This is a genomic window from Paenibacillus sp. sgz302115 (genome assembly GCF_056120445.1).
Genome location: NZ_JBVYOK010000026.1, coordinates 44,205 through 67,388 on the forward strand (window position 1 = coordinate 44,205; position 23,184 = coordinate 67,388).

The 23,184-nt window shown below is 54.4% G+C and carries 17 protein-coding genes; 11 read left to right on the top strand and 6 right to left on the bottom strand.

Features of this window, described 5'->3' with window-relative positions; translation table 11 throughout:
• The first annotated feature begins 161 nt into the window (after positions 1–161).
• A complete protein-coding gene (gene def / locus AC0LWN_RS28815; protein WP_474671487.1) occupies positions 162–725 on the top strand; it encodes a peptide deformylase in 564 nt (187 codons plus the stop codon).
• A gap of 146 nt (positions 726–871) precedes the next feature.
• Positions 872–1,492, top strand: a complete 621-nt coding sequence (locus AC0LWN_RS28820; protein WP_474671457.1) for a hypothetical protein — start codon at positions 872–874, stop codon at positions 1,490–1,492.
• A gap of 204 nt (positions 1,493–1,696) precedes the next feature.
• On the opposite strand, the gene AC0LWN_RS28825 is transcribed toward AC0LWN_RS28820, so the two are convergent.
• Both AC0LWN_RS28825 and AC0LWN_RS28830 read right to left on the bottom strand, forming a co-directional pair.
• Entirely contained in the window at positions 1,697–3,013 is a 1,317-nt protein-coding gene (locus tag AC0LWN_RS28825) for a glutamate-1-semialdehyde 2,1-aminomutase (RefSeq protein WP_474671459.1), read from the bottom strand.
• A 114-nt stretch (positions 3,014–3,127) separates the two neighbouring features.
• Positions 3,128–4,180 (bottom strand): LCP family protein, encoded by a 1,053-nt coding sequence (locus tag AC0LWN_RS28830; protein WP_474671461.1) that lies wholly within the window; start codon positions 4,178–4,180, stop codon positions 3,128–3,130.
• A 103-nt stretch (positions 4,181–4,283) separates the two neighbouring features.
• Here AC0LWN_RS28830 and bcp point away from each other — a divergent pair, with 103 nt between their 5' ends.
• Entirely contained in the window at positions 4,284–4,748 is a 465-nt protein-coding gene (gene bcp / locus AC0LWN_RS28835) for a thioredoxin-dependent thiol peroxidase (RefSeq protein ID WP_474671463.1), read from the top strand.
• A gap of 128 nt (positions 4,749–4,876) precedes the next feature.
• On the top strand, positions 4,877–9,166 hold the full coding sequence (locus AC0LWN_RS28840; RefSeq protein WP_474671489.1) for an acyl-CoA dehydratase activase-related protein: 4,290 nt from the start codon (positions 4,877–4,879) through the stop codon (positions 9,164–9,166).
• Positions 9,167–9,232: 66 nt separating this feature from the next.
• Here the strand turns inward: AC0LWN_RS28840 and AC0LWN_RS28845 are convergent, their stop codons facing one another.
• Complete coding sequence (locus AC0LWN_RS28845; RefSeq protein ID WP_474671465.1) at positions 9,233–9,919, bottom strand: DinB family protein; 687 nt, start codon at positions 9,917–9,919, stop codon at positions 9,233–9,235.
• 216 nt (positions 9,920–10,135) lie between these two features.
• On the opposite strand from AC0LWN_RS28845, the gene AC0LWN_RS28850 reads away from it, so the two are divergent.
• Positions 10,136–10,591, top strand: a complete 456-nt coding sequence (locus AC0LWN_RS28850; RefSeq protein ID WP_474671467.1) for a MarR family winged helix-turn-helix transcriptional regulator — start codon at positions 10,136–10,138, stop codon at positions 10,589–10,591.
• The gene (locus AC0LWN_RS28855) at positions 10,588–12,126 is read left to right on the top strand and encodes a DHA2 family efflux MFS transporter permease subunit (protein WP_474671469.1); all 1,539 of its coding nucleotides are present in this window, start codon (positions 10,588–10,590) and stop codon (positions 12,124–12,126) included. The genes AC0LWN_RS28850 and AC0LWN_RS28855 overlap by 4 nt, the downstream gene beginning before the upstream one ends.
• A gap of 369 nt (positions 12,127–12,495) precedes the next feature.
• Here AC0LWN_RS28855 and AC0LWN_RS28860 read toward each other — a convergent pair whose 3' ends face one another.
• Together AC0LWN_RS28860 and AC0LWN_RS28865 are read right to left on the bottom strand one after the other, a co-directional pair.
• Positions 12,496–12,792: a zinc ribbon domain-containing protein gene (locus tag AC0LWN_RS28860; RefSeq protein ID WP_474671471.1), complete on the bottom strand. Its 297-nt coding sequence runs from the start codon at positions 12,790–12,792 to the stop codon at positions 12,496–12,498.
• Between the two features lie 97 nt (positions 12,793–12,889).
• Positions 12,890–13,831 (bottom strand): helix-turn-helix transcriptional regulator, encoded by a 942-nt coding sequence (locus AC0LWN_RS28865; protein WP_474671473.1) that lies wholly within the window; start codon positions 13,829–13,831, stop codon positions 12,890–12,892.
• Positions 13,832–13,980: 149 nt separating this feature from the next.
• Between AC0LWN_RS28865 and AC0LWN_RS28870 the strand changes: the two genes are divergently transcribed.
• On the top strand, positions 13,981–15,249 hold the full coding sequence (locus AC0LWN_RS28870; protein WP_474671475.1) for an MFS transporter: 1,269 nt from the start codon (positions 13,981–13,983) through the stop codon (positions 15,247–15,249).
• Positions 15,250–15,277: 28 nt separating this feature from the next.
• Here the strand turns inward: AC0LWN_RS28870 and AC0LWN_RS28875 are convergent, their stop codons facing one another.
• Positions 15,278–15,934 (bottom strand): DedA family protein, encoded by a 657-nt coding sequence (locus AC0LWN_RS28875; RefSeq protein ID WP_474671477.1) that lies wholly within the window; start codon positions 15,932–15,934, stop codon positions 15,278–15,280.
• A gap of 111 nt (positions 15,935–16,045) precedes the next feature.
• Here AC0LWN_RS28875 and AC0LWN_RS28880 point away from each other — a divergent pair, with 111 nt between their 5' ends.
• The 4 genes from AC0LWN_RS28880 (at position 16,046) to guaA (ending at position 23,184) form a co-directional block, all read left to right on the top strand.
• A complete protein-coding gene (locus AC0LWN_RS28880) occupies positions 16,046–17,395 on the top strand; it encodes a polysaccharide deacetylase family protein (RefSeq protein ID WP_474671479.1) in 1,350 nt (449 codons plus the stop codon).
• A gap of 146 nt (positions 17,396–17,541) precedes the next feature.
• On the top strand, positions 17,542–18,906 hold the full coding sequence (locus AC0LWN_RS28885) for a DUF58 domain-containing protein (protein ID WP_474671481.1): 1,365 nt from the start codon (positions 17,542–17,544) through the stop codon (positions 18,904–18,906).
• Positions 18,875–21,298 (top strand): transglutaminase TgpA family protein, encoded by a 2,424-nt coding sequence (locus AC0LWN_RS28890; RefSeq protein ID WP_474671483.1) that lies wholly within the window; start codon positions 18,875–18,877, stop codon positions 21,296–21,298. The genes AC0LWN_RS28885 and AC0LWN_RS28890 overlap by 32 nt, the downstream gene beginning before the upstream one ends.
• A gap of 347 nt (positions 21,299–21,645) precedes the next feature.
• A complete protein-coding gene (guaA, locus tag AC0LWN_RS28895; RefSeq protein ID WP_474671485.1) occupies positions 21,646–23,184 on the top strand; it encodes a glutamine-hydrolyzing GMP synthase in 1,539 nt (512 codons plus the stop codon).

Below are 23,184 nucleotides of genomic sequence, written 5' to 3' on the forward strand. Positions count from 1 at the left end.
CCGGAAGTCCAAACATTCCCCGCAGTTACGACCAGACCCCAATATGAAATCTATAGTTCAACTTATATATATTTAGATAAAATTAAATTCAGCCCGTACGGCATAAAGGTGGATGAAGGTTGTTGTCTAGCGCAAAATATAATACAGAATATATCATCACAATGGATGACATTGTACGGGAGGGCGATCCTGTGCTGCGCACTGTAACGGAGCCGGTACAGCTTCCGCTACAGGCGGAGGATCAAGAGGCCCTGCAGTGTATGATGCAGTTTTTGAAGAATAGCCAGGACGTGGAGCTTTCTGCCAAATACAAGCTGCGCTCCGGCGTGGGTTTGTCGGCGAATCAGGTCGGGCTTCAGCAGCGGATGTTTGTGATGTACCTGAAGGATGAGAAGGGAAGAACGGTGGAGCATGCCTGGGTTAATCCCAAGATCATCAGCCATTCACTCGCAATGGTATATCTGCCGGAGAGCGAGGGCTGCCTGTCCGTTGACCGTCCGGTGCATGGCTTTGTGCCAAGGTATGAATCGGTAAAGGTGAAGGGCTATGATATAAGCGGCAAGGAGGTCGTCATGAAATTCAAGGGCTATCAGGCCATTGTGATCCAGCATGAAATGGACCATTTGGACGGAATCATGTTCTACGACCGGATTAATCAGGAGAACCCGTTCAAGCTTCCCCAGGGTGTGGAGATCCGCAGCCTCTACGATAAGAAGAGCGATTAAAGTTAATGTTGTATTGCATAAGCCGTGTCTCCAATAGGGGATGACGGCTTTTTTCTGTCTTGGACAGGTTTTTCTTGTATATGGAAAATAATGCTATACTATTAGTGCTGGTGCGAATGATATGGATAAAGGGAGGGAGTAGCACAATGAATTGGGCAAGAATGCCGATTAGGGGTATAACCAATGAGTATAATGATGAAGCGAAACAGATTGATGCACAAATTCTGGAACTGTTCCGGCAGCGCAAGGCCGTTGCGGGAGGAAAAGGGCTTTTTCCGGAAATGGAAACCATAGAGCAGTGGGCTGCTGAATTTGGGCTTGAGGTTGCTGAGATCACGTTTATTCTGAGCAATCTGAATGAGGCACGGCCAAGACGGCGCTTCTGGGATGAGCTTGGCGCTGTGATCGGCGTGCTGCCGATTATGAAAACTACGCTGGAAGGGGATGCCGAATACACCCTGACCCATGCCATACAGCATGAGAAGCTTAGTATCGTCACGCTGGAAATTAAGTATATGAAAGAGACAGTGCTTGCTGTAAACATTCAGCCAGAGCTTACCCTTGCGGTTCAGGGTGATACCGATTACGAGATTGCTGAACATGGTGCGCGAGGCGGAGGCGCGCATCTTCAACTGCAGTTTATGGTCTCCCCGCCACTTCCGGAAGACCTGAGCAACGTTAGCTTCTCACTGGTGCCCGGCAGCAGCAGCTTCATACGGCCCCGGTTAGAAGAAGTTATATTGGACAAGCCGGTTGATTTTCAATAACGGATTGGGGCTGTAGATAAGTTGAACTTGAAAAAAGAATAAAAAGGGCAGAAGTGACGGAGGGAAGGTCCAAACATTCCCCGCAGTTACGACTAAGCACAAATATGAAAAACTTGTACAGCATCAGTTTACACCTTTTGCAGCAATAAAAATAACCCACTGCGCAAACAACGCAGTGGGTTTGATTTTCTATAGGCAGCAATATTATCTCTCTGCCGCCATAGCCTCGAACGAAGCCTCTGCCGCTGCCAGCGTGGCGTCGATATCGGCATCGGTATGCGCCGTGGTCAGGAACCAGGCTTCATACTTGGACGGGGCCAGGTTAATGCCGCGGTTCAGCATATGGCGGAAGAAGCTGGCGAACAGCTCGCCGTCTGTATCCTGCGCTTCATCGTAATTGGTCACCGGATGCTTGCAGAAATGGGTGGAGAACGCGCCGCGGATACGGTTGATCGTCATTGGGATGCCATGACGGTCAGCGGATGCCTGCAGCCCTTCGGTCAGACGGATGGCCAGCCGTTCCATCTCGTCGTAGACGCCTTCGGCGGCAAGCACCTCCAGGCAGGCGATGCCCGCGGAGATGGAAGCGGGATTGCCCGCCATTGTACCGGCCTGATAAGCAGGGCCGAGCGGAGCAACCTGCTCCATGATATGCTTGCGGCCGCCGTAAGCGCCAATCGGCAGGCCGCCGCCGATGATTTTGCCAAGCGCCGTCAGGTCAGGGATAATCTCTTCATGATTTTGCAGCAAGGCATAGGTTTGCGTAGAGCCGTAATGGAAGCGGAATGCGGTAATGACTTCGTCGTAAATAACCAGTGAACCATTGTCATGTGCCTGCTTGCACAGCCCTTCCAGGAAGCCGGCTTTTGGCATAACCATGCCGAAGTTGCCGACAATCGGCTCCACCATCACCGCAGCCACATCGTCGCCCCATTTGCTGAGTGCTTCACGCAGCGCGTCCAGATCATTGAAGGGAACTGTAATAACCTCTTGGGCGATGCTGGCCGGTACACCGGCGCTGTCCGGTATGCCAAGGGTGGACGGGCCAGAGCCTGCAGCCACCAACACAAGGTCGGAATGGCCGTGGTAGCAGCCGGCAAATTTTACGATCTTGCTGCGCTTCGTGTACGCACGGGCTACACGGATCGTGGTCATGACGGCCTCTGTGCCGGAATTGACGAAGCGTACTTTATCCATTGACGGGATAGCCTCTTTCAGCATCTTCGCCAGCTTAATCTCAAGCTGGGTGGGAGTACCGTACAGCAGGCCCTTCTCTGCCGCCTTGGTAATCGCGGCTGTAATATGAGGATGGGCATGGCCGGTAATGATCGGTCCATAGGCGGCCAAATAATCTATGTATTCATTGCCGTCTTCGTCCCAGAAGCGGGAGCCGCCGGCGCGTTTCATGAAGACCGGAGCGCCGCCGCCAACGGCTTTGAAAGAACGGGAGGGACTGTTGACGCCTCCGACGATATGCTGCAGGGCTTCTTCATACAGATGTTCAGATGTGGTACGGTTCATAATTAATCATCCTTTCTTTCTATTATGCCGGCGCAAGGGAAAGGGCGAACCGCGGAAAGTTCCGCTGTTCGCCCGCCCTTATGCCTAGCATGGGTAGATTGTTGTTTTATTGCCCTATTTGCTGCCGGCGCTTGCGGAAGGGCTGTTGCCTGGAGAAGCCTCCGGTGAAGGCGAGGGCTCAGGGGCAGTCATTGTGTCTTGCACAAATTGCTTCAGCTTATCTTCGCTGCTGATGCCGATGACAGCGGAGCCGCCTTTTGTCTTCTCTTCGGTGAGCAGATCCATCGGCGGAATCTGTTCACTGCCGCCCATAGAGCTGTCGTAGCCGACGGTAGCCAGCTTCCACATATCATCGACCTTCAGGTTGGTATCAATAAAAGGAGTAACCTGGGACAGGATGCTTGGCAGCTTGATGATAGAGGTTGTGCTGATCACTTTGTCCGCTACAGCCTTGAGGAAGCCGCGCTGGCGTTCCGTCCGGGTGAAGTCGGAAGTGGCATCGTGACGGAAACGCACATATTGCAGCGCCTTATTGCCGTCGAGATGCTGGAAGCCTTTTTTCAGATCAATGTCATATTCCGGTCCATCAGCCTTCGTCTTGTAGACCATGTCCTTCTCGACATCGTAATCGACGCCGCCGACCGCATCTACAAGCTTGATGAAGCCCTGGAAATCGGTATAGACATAATATTGAATCGGAATGCCGAGCAGGTCGCTGACCGTCTGCATCGCCGTCTCGGGTCCGTGGGTAATCGCCGTATTGATACGTTCCTTGCCATGCTGAGGAATATCTACATAGGTATCACGGAGAATAGAGAAAACAAAGAATTTCTTTTTAACAGGATCAAGGGAGGCGACCAGCATCGTATCGGAGCGTGGCACTTCGCCCTTCTTCACCCCGCGCGCATCTACACCCATAAGCAGGATGTTCACTGGCTCCGTGCCTTCCCATTTAGGTGGCTGAACCACTTCGGCAGAAGGAGAGGGGACTGCTGCAAACGGCGAGTCTTCGCCGGTCTTATGCAGGTTGTCGAGCTGATTGTAGATGGAGGTAAAATAATAAACAGCCCCGCCGATAATCAGGAGAAGTATGATTGCAAGAGTCCAGAGCAGCGGCTTCTTCTTTGACTTGCCGGCTTTTGCGTGCCGTTTCTTTCTTGGTGGCATTTCGTTCTTCCTTTCCGATTCACATTCTCTACATTATAATTTCTTTTAGGTATACAAGCAATTTCGGAATATTTAACCATAAATTTTAGGAGTGGACCTGAACATGAATGAACTAACAATCGGACAAAAGGTGCCGGATTTCACCCTTCCCGCTTCAACCGGGCAGAATATCAGCTTAAGTGATTACCGGGGCCGCAAAGTGCTGCTATATTTCTATCCCAAAAATATGACCCCTGCCTGCACGCAGGAGGCTTGTGAATTCCGTGACGCCGAGGACCCGATTGCCCGGGGAAATGCGGTTCTGCTGGGAATCAGCCCCGATAGTCTGGCTTCTCATAAGAAGTTCATTGCCAAGAACAGTCTGCCGTTTCCGCTGCTATCGGATGAAGAGCATACCATAAGTGAGTTATTTGGAGTCTGGCAGCTCAAGAAGCTGTACGGCAGAGAATTTATGGGCATTGTGCGCTCCACCTTTCTCATTGATGAACAGGGCATCCTGGTCAAAGAATGGCGGAAGGTACGGGTCAAGGGACATGTCGAAGCGGTATTAGAAGAAATCATGAAATAATTAAGTATGCTAGTAAATAATTGTAAATGTCTGTTACATTTTTAACAGCCTTCATAAGGCGCTCTCATGATATAGTTGCCTCATATTACTTCAAATTTGGAGCAAGGCATGGTGATAAATACATGATGATGCTGCGCATTGGGCTGGATGTCGGATCAACTACGGCCAAATTGGTTGTTATGGAACGCGATACGATTGTATATCAGGATTATGTGAGACATTATAGCGATATAAAAAAAGCAGCGCTATCCCTCCTGTCGGATGTACGTGACAGGTTCCCGGATAGCGAAGCAGCACTGACTGTAAGCGGTTCCTCGGGTTTGTCGCTCTCAAAGCTGGGCGAAGTGCCCTTCGTTCAGGAGGTGATTGCCTGCACCAAAGCGATCAGCTCGCTGATCCCGCAGTGTGATACAGCCATTGAGCTGGGGGGCGAGGATGCTAAGATTATTTATCTCAGCGGCGGCATCGAGCAGCGGATGAATACAGCCTGTGCCGGGGGCACGGGAGCGTTCATCGACCAGATGGCTTCCCTGCTGCAGACGGACCCGGCGGGGCTGAACGCCCTGGCGGAGCAGCATGAACGAATATACCCTATCGCATCGCGCTGTGGCGTATTTGCCAAGAGCGATGTGCAGCCGCTGCTCAACGAAGGCGCCCGCCGCGAAGATGTGGCGGCTTCGATTTTTCAGAGCATCGTCAACCAGACAATCAGCGGACTGGCCTGCGGCCGCCCGATCCGGGGGCGCGTAGCCTTCCTTGGCGGGCCGCTCACCTTCCTGCCTGCGCTGCGGGAGCGTTTTGCCGAGACGCTTGGGCTTAAGGAAGGCGAGATTCTGTTCCCTGAGCGCTCACAGTATTTCGTGGCGATTGGGTCGGCGCTGTCGCAGAAGGACCCGCTGGTGCTGCCGTTGTCCGGCTGGCTGGCGCGGATTGCCGCCGTGGATTTCAGAGCCGACCGCGCCGAGGATGCCGAGCTGAAGCCGCTGTTCGCATCGCCGGAGGAGCTTGCGCAGTTCCGTCAGCGCCATGCCCAGGCTTCAGCTCCCCGGTCAGAACTTTCTACATACAAAGGACCTTGCTATCTGGGCATTGATGCCGGGTCCACAACGACGAAGCTGGTCATTACCGGATCAGCGGATGAAATTCTCTATACCTTTTATGGAAGCAACAAAGGCAATCCGCTGCAGTCGGTCAGCGATGCCCTGAAGGAGATTTACCGCATACTGCCGGAGGGCTGCCACATCGCCGGAGCTTACGCAACCGGTTACGGTGAAGGCTTGGTGAAGGCGGCGCTGCGTACAGACGGCGGTGAAGTGGAGACGGTGGCCCACTACAAGGCAGCCTCTAAATTCATGCCGGAGGTTGATTTCATCCTCGATATCGGCGGCCAGGACATGAAGTGCATCAAAATCCGGGGCGGAGCCATCGACAGCCTGATGCTGAATGAGGCCTGCTCGGCGGGCTGCGGCTCCTTTCTGGAGAGCTTTGCCTCCGCGCTGGAGCTCGGGATCGGGGAATTTGCCGCAGCAGCACTGGAATCCACGGGACCTGTCAATCTGGGCTCGCGCTGTACGGTGTTCATGAATTCCAAGGTGAAGCAGGTGCAGAAGGAAGGGGCTTCTCTGGCTGACCTCTCGGCTGGGCTGGCCTATTCCGTCATCAAGAATGCGCTGCAAAAGGTGATCAAAATCCGCAATCCCGAGGATCTGGGGCGCAACATTATTGTGCAGGGCGGGACGTTCTATAACGAAGCGGTACTCCGGGCCTTCGAGCTGTTGACTGGCAGAACCGTGGTCAGACCGGATATTGCCGGCGTGATGGGAGCTTACGGCTGCGCGCTGATCGCCAGAGAGCATGCAGGACTTGACGGCCGCAGCACCCTCCTCAGTCCTGAAGAGCTGGAAGCCTTCAAATATGAGGTATCACCGGGCCGCTGCGGCCGCTGCGGCAACAACTGCGCACTGACGATCAGCCGGTTCCCGGACAAGAGCTTTCACGTTACCGGCAACCGTTGTGAGCGCGGGGCGGGAGGCAAGAAAGAGAAGAACAGTCTGCCGAACCTGATGCAGTATAAATATGAGCGGTTCTTTGATTATGAGGGACTGCCTGAGGAGCAGGCGGAGCGGGGAACGGTCGGCATTCCGCGGACTATGAACATGTTCGAGAACTATCCGTTCTGGCATACCTTCTTTACCGCACTGCGTTTCCGGACCGTGCTGTCCCCGAAGTCGAGCAAGAAGCTCTTCGAGAGCGGAATGGATACCATTCCTTCGGAATCCATCTGCTATCCGGCGAAGATGGCCCACGGGCATGTGCAGAATCTGCTCGGCAAAAACGTCGATTTTATCTTTTATCCGGCGGTCGTATATGAGAAAAAGGAAGATGACGCGGCACAGAATCATTTCAACTGTCCGGTCGTGGCTTCTTATCCCGAAGTAATCCGCAACAATATGGACGGACTGAAGGAAAAGGGTATTCCGCTGGTCAGCCCGTTTCTGACCTTCGACGATATTCCGGCGCTGACCCGGGTTCTGGTGAAGACCTTCGCGGATATCCCCAAGGAAGAGATCGCTGCTGCAGTGCAGGCAGGACTTGTGGAAGCCGAGAACGCTAAATATGATCTGCGGACCAAGGGCGAAGAGACGCTAGAGTTCCTTACACACAGTGATACCAAGGGCATTCTGCTCTGCGGACATCCCTATCATGCCGACCCGGAGATCAACCACGGCATCGCAGAGATGATTACCGGCATGGGGCTGGCTGTGCTGACGGAGGATGCAGTCTGCCATCTGGACCGCAGTGAAGGTGACGTGGCGGTGGTCAATCAGTGGACCTACCATGCCCGGATGTACCGCGCGGCGCGTCTGGCCGCCAGCAGAAACGATCTGGAGCTGGTGCAGCTTACCTCCTTCGGATGCGGCATTGATGCGATTACGTGCGATGCGGTTCAGGAGATCATGGAGCGCAACAACAAGGTGTATACCCTGATCAAGATTGATGAGATCAGCAACCTCGGTGCGGCACGCATCCGCCTGCGCTCGCTGCTCGCCGCAATGCGCGAGCGGGAGAAAGGCAACGTTCAGCCTCAGCTCCTGTATAAGACCCAGGCCAATGTGCCGTTCACGAAGGAAATGAAGGATACGTACACGATTCTTGCGCCGCAGATGTCGCCGATCCATTTTGAGTTGTTCGAGCGGGTCTTCCGTGATGCCGGATACCGCCTCAAGATTCTGGAAAGCACCGGACCGCAGGAGACGGAGGAAGGTCTCAGATATGTGAATAATGATGCCTGCTATCCGGCGATTGTCACCATCGGGCAGATGCTGTCAGCGCTGAAGAGCGGCGATTATGATCCGGACCGCACCGCTGTAATCATGTCGCAGACGGGCGGAGGCTGCCGTGCGACCAACTATATTTCACTGCTGCGCAAAGCGCTGAAGGATTCCGGTCTGGGGCAGATTCCGGTGATTTCGCTGAATGCCTCCGGTATGGAGAACCAGCCGGGTTTCCGCATTAGCCTTAAGCTGGCTAACCGGCTGATTGCCGCTGTGTGCTACGGCGACCTGATGATGCGTCTGTTGCACCGCTTCAGACCGTACGAGGTCATTCCGGGAAGCACAGAGGCCCTGTTCCGTAAAGGCATGGAGCGCTGCAAATCGAGTCTGTCGACCTTTTCATTCCGGGAATACAAGCGGCTGACCCGCGAGATCGTCGCTGAATTCAGTCAACTGCCGGTGACGAAGCCCACTAAGCCGCGAGTGGGGATAGTAGGGGAAATTCTGATCAAATTCCATCCGGACGCCAACAACCGCATCATCGAGATGATTGAGGCGGAGGGCGGCGAAGCGGTGATGCCGGATTTCTTGGATTTCATCTTTTATTGCGTCTACAACCCAATCTACAAAGCCGAGCAATTCGGCAAAAGCAAAAAGCTGGGCTACCTTAATCCGATGCTGATCTCCTATCTGGAAATCTACCGCAGACCGGTTAAGACGGCGCTTGTGGAAGCCGGGCTGGCCAAAGGCCGTGAGAATATTTACGGATTGGCCGAGAAGGCCAGCCGTCTTGTGTCCGTGGGGAATCAGATGGGGGAAGGCTGGTTCCTGACGGCGGAAATGATGGACCTGCTGGATAACGGGGTCAATAATATTGCTTGTATTCAGCCATTCGCCTGTCTGCCGAACCATATTACCGGCCGGGGAATGATAAAAGGGCTGAAGGAGCTGTATCCCGGCGCCAATATTGCCGCCATAGATTACGATGCCGGAGTCAGCGTAGTGAACCAGGCGAACCGGATCAAGCTGATGATGTCGATTGCCAGCGGACTGGAGAGTAAAGAGCAGCCTGCTCCCGTAAAAGCAAAAACGGGCAGCAAACTAAAGCCTGTTGTGGCGGGAAGCATCGAAAACGGGCTGTAGCATTTATTTTGTATAGGAAGAGCGTACCCTAAGCTGTTAAGGGGTACGCTCTTTTTTGGGAGCAGGTTATTTCTGCAGCTTTTGCTTGATGCGCATCGCTTTGTTCAAGTGGACAAAATTATGCCTGGTGGCCGGCATCAGGACCAGACCTGCGATGGTTTTCCCTCCCCAGTAATCTATGAGCCATTGCTCCGAGGCTTTGACTGCGCCTTCTTCGGTGATTCTGCGGATCTGTGCAGGACCGGGCTTGATCCGGAATTGTCCGGGAAGCAGTGCAGCGATGATAGAGCGTGTTCTGGCTGCAACATCCTTCCGGTAGGCGAGCAGTGCATCAATTTGGATGCCAGAGCTGAGCTCGGCGATTTCCTGCTCCTCCATGCCGTTTCCCGAGTGGTGAAAAGGGATGTGCAGCTTGTCTGCATATTGCTCTGACAGCAGAACCTGCTCTCCATCAGCGACGAGGAGGTTCATCGTGATGTCCTCAATACGTGCGCTGTGCCAAAGATGCCACACAACCGAATTGCGGCTGTCAGGCGTATGTACCGGATAACTGCGCATGGTTTGCTCGCTCAGCTCCCGCAGCAATTCGTCCTCATAGGTCGGCTGCTGCACATCGCTTCCGTCTGAAGCGTACAGGCGGGCATGCTGCTCCAGGAACAGCGCCACTGCATTAGCGTGCTCTTCCGGTTTTGTAATTATTCCTGTTAATTGCTTATGTTTCGCATTCCAGGTCTTGCGTGCTTCTTGATCCATGCTTTTCACCGCTTTCGCTATAATAATTTGATTATATAAAAAATTCCCCAAAGCTGGATGATTTTTAGAAGAGTCTGTCACAAGGAGGAAGTCCACACTAAGATGATGGGCCAAATCCCATGTTTCAGAAAATTTCTGCAAACTCCTTGACGCATAAATACGTAAATAGTAAAATAGTTCGCATACGAAATATTAATCAGTATACGGAGATGATGAATGTTGGAGGATAAAGAGCGGCAATTGGATGATATCTTTTCTTCATTCCGCTGCATCATTCATAATTTTCAACAGCTTATGTGGAAGGATGCAGAAGAGCTGGGCGTTACATCGACCCAGTTAATGGTCTTGCGCAAATTGGAGGCACACCCCGATGTGGGAATCACGGAGCTTGCGGACCTGCTGCACTTAGGGAACAGCGCCGCGAGCGGTGTAGTTGACCGGATGGTGAAGGCCGGACTGATTACCAGACAACGCTCAGAGAGCGACAAACGTATATTTAAGCTGGCCATGACCGACAAAGGCAGGGACATCAGGGTGCGAAGCAAACAGGCGCTCAGAAGCCATCTGGAGCCATTATCGAATTTATCTGCAGAGGATGCCCAAGAGCTGCTGCGACTGCATGGGGACATCATTAAAATTTTGGAGCAAGGGAGAGACAATAAAAAGCTATGAGTACAATTAACGCAAATGCCGCCGCGCCGGCCAAGACGATACGCAGGGGTCCAATCATTGCGGCGCTCTTGATCGGGGCATTCGTGGCGCTGCTCAATCAGACGCTGATGAACGTGGCGCTGCCGAAAATGATGGAGGACCTGAGCATCGCCGCCAATACGGCGCAATGGCTGACAACGGGATTCATGCTGGTCAACGGCGTGCTCATTCCACTCAGCGCCTATCTGGTGGAGAAATTTACAACCCGCCAACTGTTTACAACTGCAATGATCCTTTTTTCTATCGGGACCTTGGTCTGTGCCATAGGTACCGGGTTTGAAATGATTATGGTCGGCAGAGTCATTCAGGCTGTCGGCGCCGGCATTCTGATGCCGCTGATGAACATTGTGTTCCTGCGTATCTTCCCGATTGAAGAGCGCGGCAAAGCCATGGGGCTTATGGCGGTAGCGATGATTTTTGCCCCGGCTGTCGGCCCTACGCTGTCCGGTTGGGTTGTTCAGCATTATTCCTGGCGGGTACTGTTCTATATCGTGCTTCCGCTGGCGGTTCTCTCTACACTGCTTGGCATGAAGACGATGCAGAATGTCGGCAAGTTAACCTCACCCAAGCTGGATAAGATGGGGATTGTCCTATCAACCCTCGGCTTTGGCGGTCTGCTGTATGGCTTCAGTGACGCCGGTACGGACGGCTGGAACAGCGCGACTGTGTATAGCTGTCTGATCTTGGGGGTTGTAGCTTTGGCCTTGTTTGTATGGCGTGAGCTTACTCATGACAATCCGCTGCTGGAATTCCGTATTTTCCGGTATAACATGTATTCACTCACCACAGTGATCAACATTATTGTTACGATGGCGCTGTATTCCGGCATGATTCTGCTTCCGATCTATTTGCAGACCATCCGCGGATTCACACCGGTGGAATCTGGACTTATGCTGCTGCCGGGTGCGATTCTGATGGGCGTAATGTCTCCGATCACAGGGATTATTTTTGATAAAATCGGAGCAAGATGGCTGTCCGTCATCGGCCTGATCATCACTACCGTTACCACCTGGGAGTTCAGCCAAATTACCGACTCCACCACGTATACTCATCTGATCCTGACATATACAGCGCGGATGTTCGGGATGTCCATGCTGATGATGCCGATTGTAACCGCCGGTCTGAACCAACTTCCGCAGCGTTTGGCATCGCATGGTACGGCAATGTCCAACACACTGCGGACGGTAGGTGGAGCACTCGGGATGGCGCTGTTCGTCAGCCTGATGACCAACCGGACGAAGAGCGTAATTACAGATGCCGTGATGAGCGGCGCTGTATCGCAGACTGACAAGGCAGGCATGCTGAAGCTAACACAGGAAGCGACAATTAACGGGATTACCCATTCGTTTACCGTAGCCACCTGGGTTACAGTTGTAGCCTTGGTGCTGGCTTTGTTCATCAAGAAGACCTCGCCGCAGGCGGACTTTCTGAAGACAGAGGAGGCTGAGCCTGTGAAGCCCGAACAGCCGCAACTAGTCAAATCGCAGCAAGCTTAAGCATTGAATTGATTTAAGAACGGATTCTGTTAAAAAAGGACTATCCTGCCGCCTTCTCATTCAGCGCGCATGGTTAGTCCTTTTTGTTGATAGCTGCTGCAAAACCAGTTGAACTGTAGATTTTTTCATAATGGGGCTGGTCGTAACTGCGGGGAATGTTTGGACTTCCGGCCGCTGTTGTCTGCAGATTTCTTGATTGTTACCGCCCTTCGCGGTGGAAATCAGCAGACAGCCTAATCATACGGCCAGCTTTCCTACGGAAAGCTCTCAGGCGGTCGCGTTCGCTCCTTCAGTTCCAAACTTCCCCTCCGTCACTTCTGCCCTTGTTATACTTTCTTTAGTTCAACTGATACAGATCTGCCCCGCTTCTTATTGAGCTTCGGTTACTGTGCTCCAGCGTTTCAGCCGCGGCAGGGAGTCCGCCAGCATTTTACGCGCGGCGGCTTCGTCCATGCCTTCTTCGACCATGAATCCGGCGCATAGATCGGTCATTCCCTCCAGAGTAATATCCGGCTGCTTGAATTCCCCGCCTTCGTAACAGTACACGCAATATTCTGTTGTTTTATTACCTTCCCGGTCACTGCCCTGCATCCCCGCTTCAGGCATAGGCATTCCACAGCTTTGACAGTAATGAATCTCGTTCTGATGCGATGCTGCTGTTTCCATTTGCACACACGCTCCTTTATTTTTTGGAGGAGGCTTCGTCCCCCGCACACTCCTGTCCATTATAAAATAGTAAACCTGACAGCATTCGTTCAGGTTATTATGTATGGCTGTTATATTTTGCAGCAATCCCCGCCGCTATTTCTCCAAGCCTGCAGCGGATATGCTCCGGCTCCAGCACCTCAACCATTGTCCCGAAGCTCAGCAAAAATCCATACAGCCAGCCGTTTTCCGGATAATTCAGCTTAACGGTGTAACCGCCGCAGCCATCGGGCTGAAGCTCCTCAGAATCAAAGTGATCCTCCGCAAGATGCCTGCCCTCTGCTGAAAAATGCAGGACAACCGGCAGCAGGTTCACGGCATCCTTCCATCCTTCACCCCAAGGCAGGTCCTTCACCGGAATCTCCCGCCTGTTATATTTCTGCATCTCCTTGACCAGCGTTCGCATGCGGAGCAGCTTAAAGAGCCGGAAATCCTGGCGCTGTGTGCAGTAGCCGTATAAATACCATGCCGCTCCTTTATGCACGAGAGTGTAGGGCTCAACCAGCCGATGGCTTATATTGCCGTCTGCGTTGACATAATCAAAGCTGACAGCAGCTGTTTCCTCCAGCGCCTCCTTCAGGAGGGACAGACGTTCCTCCAGCGGCCCCTGCAGCCCCCAGGGGGAGAAATCTACAATCAAATGGCTGGTTTTGCTGCGGAAGGCATCGGTCTGGGAGGGAGGGATCACACTGCTGATTTTTTCCATGAGCAGGTTGTTCCCGCTGCCTCCGTAAGAGGAGACGCTCTGCAAAGCGGTGAAAATCTCAGCCAGCTCGCGCTCCGTAAGCAGATTGCGGTCCAGACGGTATCCCTCCATAAGGCCAATGCCGCCATTTGCCCCCTGATAGGTGACGACAGGAATGCCTGCCCCATTGATGCTGTCGATATCGCGGTAGATGGTGCGGACAGAGACTTCGAACATATCAGCCAGCTCCTTGGCTTGAACAAGGGGCCGGTTCATCAGCAGAATGACGATGGAGAGCAAACGGTCTATTTTCAAAGTGGCTTCCTTCTTTCCCGGGAATTATACGCTTATCCATTATCCTAATATTGCACGTGGAGTCAAAAAAATAAAGTCTTGCGATATACCTATTATTCGATTAATATCTAATTAGATAATTATTTAATAAGAATGTGAGGATTAATGCTGTGAACAAAAGTTCATGTACAGTTGTTAAGCGAGATTATAGGGGGTATTCAAGGCTGTTCGCGGCCGGGCTCGTCAATGGGATTGGCGACCGGTTCAGCAGTATTGCCATGCTGGCGCTGGTGCTGAAGGTGACCGGATCGGGGATGGCGGTCGGAATATCACTGGGTGTGAGAGTGCTGCCATATCTGTTCATGGCCCCGCTGGGCGGAATGCTGGCAAGCAGGCTGCCGCGCAAAGCCATTATGATGACCGTCGATCTGCTGCGTGTTCCGGTGGCACTGTCTTTTCTGTGGGTGGATGGGGAGAACAAATTGTGGTTGCTTTATGCAGGAAGCTTGATCATGGCGGCGGGTGAGGCAATTTATAGTCCGGTGCGCAAATCTGCCATCCCGCTGCTGGCCGCTCCGGATTCCTTGCTCAGAATTAACAGTCTGGAGCAGCTGATGACTGGCTGTGTGCTTATACTTGGGGCCTTTACCGGCGGTGTCGTGTCGTTGTGGTGGGGGCCGGATATGGCTTTTATCATGAATGCGGCCTCTTTCCTGGTTGCGGCTCTGCTGATTTGGGGCATTCACTTTCCTCAGAATGTAGAGAGCACAGACGGGCAAGATGTACCCCTGACTGACGGAGAGGAGGAATTAAAGGGGAGCAAGATCAAAAAAACAGGGCGCTGGCGGACGCTGAAGCTCCTGGTGGGCGGAAGTCTGGCGCTGCAGATCGTTATTGCCTATGAGCTGCTGGTGCCGATTATCAATGGCTGGGACAATGTGCTGATCAGTGTGTACGCCGTGCAGGTGTTTCATGCCGGAGATATTGGGGTGGGAGCCTTCTATGCCGCACTAGGCATTGGGCTTAGCCTCAGCTTTTTTGCCGGACGGCTGGTGAAGCGGAGACTTCTTGCGGCAGCGCTGGCCGGGTTGCTGTGTGAAGGGATTATGCTTATGAGTATCAGTGCAAGCAGCTATTTTGGGGTGGCTTTTGTACTCTATATTCTGCTGTCGCTATGCGGGGGGATCGGCAATACCTGCCTAGACACGCTTGTGATGCGGGAGACACCGCCTGAGCAGCAGCCGGTTGTGTTCGGAATGCTGTCGGCGGTGAGCGGTTCGCTGATCGGCTTATCTATGTTCGGTGCAGGCTGGCTGCTAGATCTGGTGGAACCCAGAACGCTGGGGTTTGCGGGCGGTGCCGGTTTCGCCGGAGTATCTCTGCTGCTTGCGGGATATGTTTTTGCGCGCAGCAGATGGAAGAAGGTCCGGCGCCTATAGTTCGGGTATATTCGGAATAACTTCAGTGTTACTTGGAGGTTTCTTTTACCTTAGCCTTCATGCCTGCTTTGCGCCGGAGCAGCCGGGAGCGGATGGGATGACGGTAACGGTACAGGAGGATCAGCAGAGCAATGGCTGCGATGCCTGAGATGATCCAGAGGGCGTAAAGCTCGAACAGGTGGAAGATGCCCATCCACTGCGGGCCGAATACTTTTCCGATGCCGAGAAAGAGCACTACCCAGAGCAAAGCGCCGCTGTAGGCGTACATAGCGAACTTGCGAAACGGCAGGGCGATGATGCCTGAGAAGTAACCGGTAAAATGGCGCACGCCCGGGATGAAGTAGCCGATGGAAACGAGGATGCTGCCGTACCGCTCGAACCAGCGCTGTGTTTTCTCCAGTTTGGCCGGGGAGAACAGAAACCATTTGCCATAACGCTGAATAAAAGGCAATCCGGCCTTGAGGCCGATGAAATAGGTGACGGTCATTCCGATTGTAGTTCCGGCAAAAGCTACGGCAATCAGCGGGATAAAATCAAGTCTGCCGGTATAGGAAAGAAACCCCGCAAAAGCCATTGTAGTCTCGCCGGGAAAAGGCAGAGCAACGAACTCCAGCAGGAGTCCAAAAAACAGCACACTATAGCCATAGCTGGCGAACAATTCCTCGATCCATTTCAGCATTTCCATATGTTGTTCACTCTCCAAAGGCAAAAATGCCTAATTCTATTTCGGGGCTTGTCTTCATACAATCTACCAAAAGGCGCATAAAGCGCGAGTAGAATGCTGGAGGTAGAGAAGATGAAGAGTAGCCAAAAAATTCATATCCGCCGGATGTTCATCTGCGGGTTGCTTGCTATGGCAGTTATATGGTTTGTAATACCCGCACTCTCTAAGAATAATCGCCCTGCTGCTGTGAAGCAAGATTTGCCCGCGGCCTCCCCGGCTTTCGGTAAGCTGCAGTCTCCGCAAGACTCCGCTTCAGCTTCCGTAATGCTCAGCATGGACCGCAGTCCGCAGACAGTGGCAAAGTCTACTGCGGTATCATCTTCCAAGGCTCCAGCGGGTTTGGCCCTTCCGGCTAAAAAGAAGCAAAAAACGGTCTACTTAACATTTGACGACGGCCCGAGCAGTATCACTTCAAAGGTTCTGGAAATTCTGCGCCAGCAGGGGGTCAAGGCGACCTTTTTCGTGCTTGGGGAGCAGGCCAAAAGCCGCCCGGAGCTGATTAATGCCATATGGGAGCAGGGCCACGCTATCGGCAATCATTCCTATAATCACAATTACCATGATTTATATAGCAGGTTTACGGAGTTTTGGACTCAAATCAAGCAAACCGAAGAGATCGTCCGGGGAATTACCGGCGTCCGCCCGCAGCTTGTGCGTGCCCCGGGTGGGACGTTCGGGCACTTTGACGGTACATATTTCTATCTGCTTAAGCAGGCGGGCTATTCGGTGGTGGATTGGACGGCGGACAGCGGTGATTCCAGACGCCGGGGAGTACCTGCCGCAGATATTTTAAGGGATTCCACCGCAAACTTAAGCGCCTCAGAGGTGATTCTGCTGCTACATGACGGAGGAGGCCATGAGCAAAGCGCCAAGGCGCTGCCGGAGATTATCGGGCGATACAAGGCAGCCGGGTATGCTTTTGGTGTACTGAATGAGGAGGTGCAGCCGGTACAGTTCAGAGTTTCTGCCAAAGCAGCAGCGGCTGGCCGGATCAAGCCGTCCAAAGCCTGGATTGCTGCGAATATTATTCCGAACAGCAGGCTTTTTGCACCCGGCAAGCCGCTCGCGCTGGAGGTCGGTATGCTGGAAACAAAGCTGCAGCCGGGAGAATACCAGATCAGCGGGGGGCAATATAAGGTTCCGCTGCGTGCGGCGGTCGAACGGCTGGGAGGGCAGGTAAGCTGGGATACAGCCACACGCAGCGGCAAAATTGTCTGGAACGGCCGGACGGTGATGGCGGATGCGGAGCATAAGCGGCTGACTGTAACCTTCGCGGACGGCAGGCAGCAGCAGCGGAATACCGGGGTGCAGATGATCGGCTCCTCGCTGTGGGTGCCGCTGCGGAGTCTGCTGGAGGCTGTAGGACATCCGGTGCTGACGGCCGGTGTGACCGGGGAGGAACGCAGAGTCAAGGCGCTCTGATAAAATCGGTTATCAACTAATTTTAAGGTTTTTAAATGTCTGGGTATCCCTTTCGGTGGGAAGAATAGACAGTAACAGGCTCCAGGCCGCCGCTTAAATATGGTGGTTAAGGGGAGCTAGTCTATGACCAAAGGAAGGGTATCCCATTGTCCTCATCATCACTAATGGAGCAACAGCCGTGTGAACGGGAGCATCATAATAGCACGGAAAATGTTAAAAGCTTGCCTATCCCCGGCGGCCGGACGGCACTGGGAGAATGGCTGAGAATGCTTCTGACAGCGGGGGTTATCGCCTCCTTGTATGTCTGGCGGGGAGGAGCATCGCTGCTGTTCCTTTTAACGGCCTGCGGAGTTCTTATGCTGGGCGGACTGCTGCTGCAGCTTCTGGGGCCGCGGCAGGTGAAGGTTACCCGCAGTATTTCTCCTCTCCGCCCGGTGGCGGGAGATACCTTGACCGTAGAAGTACAGATCAGCTTCTCGGCAGGGATTCCGCTGCCGTGGATGATTGTCGCCGACCACTATGGCGGCGAGGTGCATCAGCAATTGCTTTTTCCGGGATTCCGGCGTTCACTTGTCTACTCATATAAGCTGCAGGAGGTGCCCAGAGGCATTCATACGCTTCACGGGTGCAGTGTAAGCTGGGGAGAGCTGACCGGCCTGTTCACAGGCGGCTGTCAGCCGGAGGGCAAAGACAGCTTCAAGGTTTTGCCCAGACCGCTGTACCTGGGCGGGGCAGTGCCTGACAGCGGTATGATCGTTGGAGACATTATGATCAGCAGTCGTAACCGGAATTACAATGCTGAAGCGGCAGATATCCGCGAGTATTCACCGGGTGATCCGCTCAGCCGGATTCACTGGAAGAGCAGCGCCCGCAAGGGGGCGCTGCAGAGCAGAGTGCCGGAGCGGGAAGAAGGGCATATGTCCTGCATTGTTCTTGCCAATAGTCCCGGGGATTATGAAATCCCTTTCGGTGCGCTGGCGCCGCGCAGCCAGCGTGGCATGGCGCCTCCGGCGTTCGAACGGGCTGTTTCTGCAGCTATGGGTCTTATGCTGTCAGCCGAGCGTTCTGGTTCCTATGTGCAGCTCTTCAGCGGCGGATGGCCGGAAGGCATGGCCAGACATGAGGGACTTGGGCAAATCCCCGGCAGGGTGCAGGATATGCTCACGGAAATTGCACCGGACGGCGACCGCAGTCTAAGCAGGCTGCTGGAAGACGCTTCACGGGGCTGGATTCCGGGAATGACCGTTGCCGTCATTACAGGCCGGCTGACGGAAGAGTCTGCCCGGACACTTGCCCGGTTCCTCGTGCAGGGGGTCAAGGTCGAGCTGTATTATGTCTGGGATGGGCCCGCTCCAGCATCATCCGAACCTAAAAAGCGTGCAGCAGATACAATCAGCGGCAGTCTGGCAAGACTGGGTGCGCGGGTGTATTGCCTGAGCGATATTTCTTCGGCATATAGCTACAAGGGGGCGGATATCCGTGAATGTCCTGAGAAATCAACGCTGCGGTAGAGCACTGCCGGAAACGGCAGGAAGCCCGATTCAATCACCAGGTGTGCGGGAGGAGTATAAGAACGGGCAGGAAGGGCTATTTGCAGCAGGGAAAAATGGGAGCGACACAGAGGACAGCCATGCCGATATCAGGGACAGTATCCCCCTGCACTATCGTTTGCTGTTCTCTTTGGCAATTTTTGGCCTGTTCGTAGAATGGCTGCTGCCACTGCACAGGTCTGCCAAAGTGCCGGATACGGCCAATCTGCTGGAAATCCTGATGTTCTCCGCGGCAGTGCTGCTGCTGTGGGGGAGCTGCCGGCTTCCGGGTGTTCTGCAGCTTACCGGCCAGTTCCTGCTGATTGCTCTGACCTGGCTCTATACATGCACTGCCAATGAAGGTACGGGGTGGCTGGGAGCGTATATTGCACAAATCCCGGAGGATGCCGCTCTGCTCTTTTCAGGACGGATATCCTCCCTGAGCGGTGACAGCAGACTGCTCATCCTTGTACTCGGTTGGGGATTGCTGGTTACCTCTGTACAGCAGCTTGCGCTGTACAGAGGCAGCACGGCGCTGTTTACTCTTGTAACACTGGTCTATCTTATGGCTCTGGATATGGGCTTTGCTGTAAATACGACCGGTGATGTGGTTGTCTCCGTGGGGCTGATTCTATGGATGCAGGCCATGAGCAGGCTGCTGCACTTGAAGGATCGAACCGGAGCCGCTTCTCTCCCGTATGGACTCTGGGGAGGTCTTGCCCTGGCTACCGCATTCATTATTGCGGCAGTAGCCTGGACTATCGGCCAACTGCAAGGCTCCCGGCCGGAAGTTCCAATCACACTGCAGCCGGTTTATGACAAAATCCAGGTCTGGGCGGCAGGAGAACTGTCGAAGTCCTCTGAGGAGCTTCAGCTTCAGTCCGGCAGATCAGGCTACGGTTCAGGAGACGCTGAGCTTGGTGCTCCGCTGTCCCCCAGCACTGAGGCTGTTTTTAGCGTCTTCACCAATCAGCCGTCCTACTGGCGGGGGGAGAGCATTGCCTATTATGACGGACGCCGCTGGATCAGGGAGGGCGAGGAGCTTATGCCGTTTAGTCTGACCGGCTTGCCTGTTTCCGGTCAGGATTTAATTGAGTCCGGTGCCGGGGAGGGCCGCAGGGTGGTTCAGAGGGTTCAATTCGCTGTTCCCTCCTCCGGCGGCCTGCCGCTTTTCAGCGCGGGAGCTGTGGTTGATGTGGAGTCCATTAAGCTGACAGACGGGGGCCGTCTTGGCTATGTAATGACCAATCCGGAGATGAACAGCTTCCGGCTCCCGGAGACTTCAGGCCCCGCCAAAGTGGCGGAATATACCGTTGACTCTCTGCTCCCGGAGAGTGATCCGGCTGATCTGCGCGCGGCTTCTGGCGGTGATCCTTCCGCGGTCACGAGCCAGTATTTGCAGTTGCCTGCTGAGCTGCCCGCAAGAGTGTCCGGCCTGGCCGAGCAGCTTACAGCTTCAGCAGGCAACCGTTATGATGCCGCCACCGCTGTAAGGGATTATCTGCAGCGCGGCTACACCTACACCTTGAAGACGCGGGTGCCGCCGTCAGGAGCGGATTTTGTGGATGACTTCTTATTCACAACAAAGCAAGGCTACTGCGTGCATTTCGCCACCTCAATGACCGTGCTGCTGCGAAGCGCGGGCATTCCGGCCCGTTATGTCCAGGGCTACGGGCCCGGAACGCTGGCGGCAGATCCCCTGCCGCAGCGCTATAATGTCACCCAGGGCGATGCCCACGCCTGGGTGGAGGTTTACTTTCCCGGCGCGGGCTGGGTCCCCTTCGACCCCACGCCCACCGCCGCTCTCGCCGCTGCCGCAGGCCCGGCGGCGGCCCCCGTGTCCGCCGCTGCGCAGCGCGCGGACGTTCTGCCCGCCCTGCCGCAGGCGGGCGGGCACTTGCCAGCGCCGGCCGCAGCTGCGGCGCTGGGGCTCGCCGCCGCCTGGCGCTGGCGGCGTTGCCTTGCTCTGCTGCCGGCGGTGCGCCGCACCGGCAGCGTGAGCCGCGAGCGGCAGCTGCGCGCAGCCGCGCTGGCTTGGCGCGGGCTGGCGGCGCGGTACGGCCCGCCGCCGCCCGGCGTGACAGCCAGGGAGTACGCAGCCTCCCTGGCGATTGAGGACGCGGGGCTGCGCACCGCGGTCCGGCAGTTCGTACGCCAGTGGGAAGACCTGGCGTACAACAGCCCCGCCGCACCCGCACCGTCCCGTCCGGCATCCGCCGCACTCGCCGTGCCCGCGCCATCCCGTCCGGCGTCCGCCGCACCCGCCGCGCCCGCGCCGCCGCGCTCAGCGTCTGCTGCACCCGCCGTGCCCGCGCCGCCCTGCCCGGCATCCTTCATCAGCAACTGTCTAACCATTGCTTTTCGCTTAACTTGAACAGAGGGTATTCGCCGCCAAGTGCGGTGAATGTCCTGCTGTTCAAATTCCATTTTTAACTACATGAGCAGGTCATGCTCCTTCAGAAAAACGCGAGAATGAATTTATCAGTATTCCGCTGAGTTAAGCGTAAAATCCTTTGCTTTTCCAACTGAAAAAAGGCTGCGCCTTCCTATTCGAAACGCATACAATTCCAAAAGCTGGTGAACCTCCTTTTCGCCCCTCTTGAAATCGTCCCATCCCCCGCCCGGCAAGGACCAAAAGCATCTCCTTGAGCTGCCCTCCTTTCCTTGACGGTAAGAATTAACCATGAGTATAATGAATCCAATAATCAAGGGAGGCACGTAATGAACAAGCCAAATGAAATTATCGTCGTTCTCGATTTCGGGGGACAGTACAACCAGCTTATCGCGCGCAGAATTCGGGATCTGGGGGTTTACAGTGAGCTTCTGCCGTACAATACGCCGATTGAGAAGATCAAGGCACTTTCGCCAAAAGGGATTGTTTTCTCCGGAGGACCAAGTAGTGTTTATGCCGAGGATGCACCACATGTAGACCCGGCTATTTATGATTTGGGACTGCCGATTTTCGGCATCTGCTACGGTATGCAGCTCATGGCCCATCAGCAGGGCGGGAAGGTTGAACGTGCGGACAAGCGGGAATACGGCAAGGCCAATGTTGATTTTGAGCAGGGCGCTGTGCTTGCAGCCGGACTTGAGAGCAGTCAGAACGTATGGATGAGCCACGGCGACCATGTAGTGGAGCTTCCTTCCGGGTTCAAGCTGGATGCCAGTACCGAGAGTGCTCCAATTGCGGCAATGAGCCACGCGGACCGCAATTTCTTCGCTGTGCAGTTCCATCCTGAGGTACGCCACTCTTTGAAAGGCAACGAGATGATCTCGAACTTTCTGTATGAGGTTTGCGGCTGCGAGGGCAAATGGACGATGGAATCATTTATCGAGGATGCCGTTAAGGATATTCGCGATAAAGTCGGAGATAAAAAAGTGCTGTGCGCACTCAGCGGCGGTGTAGACTCCTCCGTTGTGGCGATGCTGATTCACCGGGCCATCGGCGACCAGTTGACCTGTATGTTTATCGACCACGGCCTGCTGCGTAAAGGTGAAGCAGAGAGTGTAATGGAAACCTTCGTGGGCAAATTTGATATTCATGTGGTGAAAATCGACGCGCGCGCCCGTTTCCTGGACAAGCTGGCGGGTGTATCCGATCCCGAACAAAAGCGCAAAATCATTGGCAACGAGTTCATCTACTGCTTCGACGAAGAATCGGCTAAGCTGGGCGAATTCGCTTTCCTGGCCCAAGGCACGCTATACACCGACATTGTAGAGAGTGGAACGGCAACAGCGCAAACGATCAAATCGCATCACAATGTCGGCGGACTGCCGGAAGATATGAAGTTCAGCCTGATCGAGCCTTTGAACACGTTGTTCAAGGATGAGGTCCGCAAGCTCGGCGAAGAGCTGGGTATGCCGCATGCCATCGTCTGGCGTCAGCCTTTCCCGGGTCCGGGACTTGCCATTCGTGTACTTGGCGAGGTTACCGAGGAGAAGCTGGCCATTGTGCGTGACTCCGACTATATCCTGCGGGAGGAAATCGCCAAAGCTGGTCTCGACCGCGAGATTTGGCAATACTTCACAGCCCTGCCGAACATGAAGAGCGTGGGCGTTATGGGTGACGAACGTACGTATTCCTACACCGTAGGCATTCGCGCTGTAACCTCTATCGATGGCATGACCGCCGACTGGGCACGTATCCCTTGGGATGTGCTGGAGAAAATCTCCGTCCGCATCGTCAACGAAGTGGAAAACGTCAACCGCATCGTGTACGACGTAACCTCGAAACCACCAGCTACGATTGAGTGGGAGTAG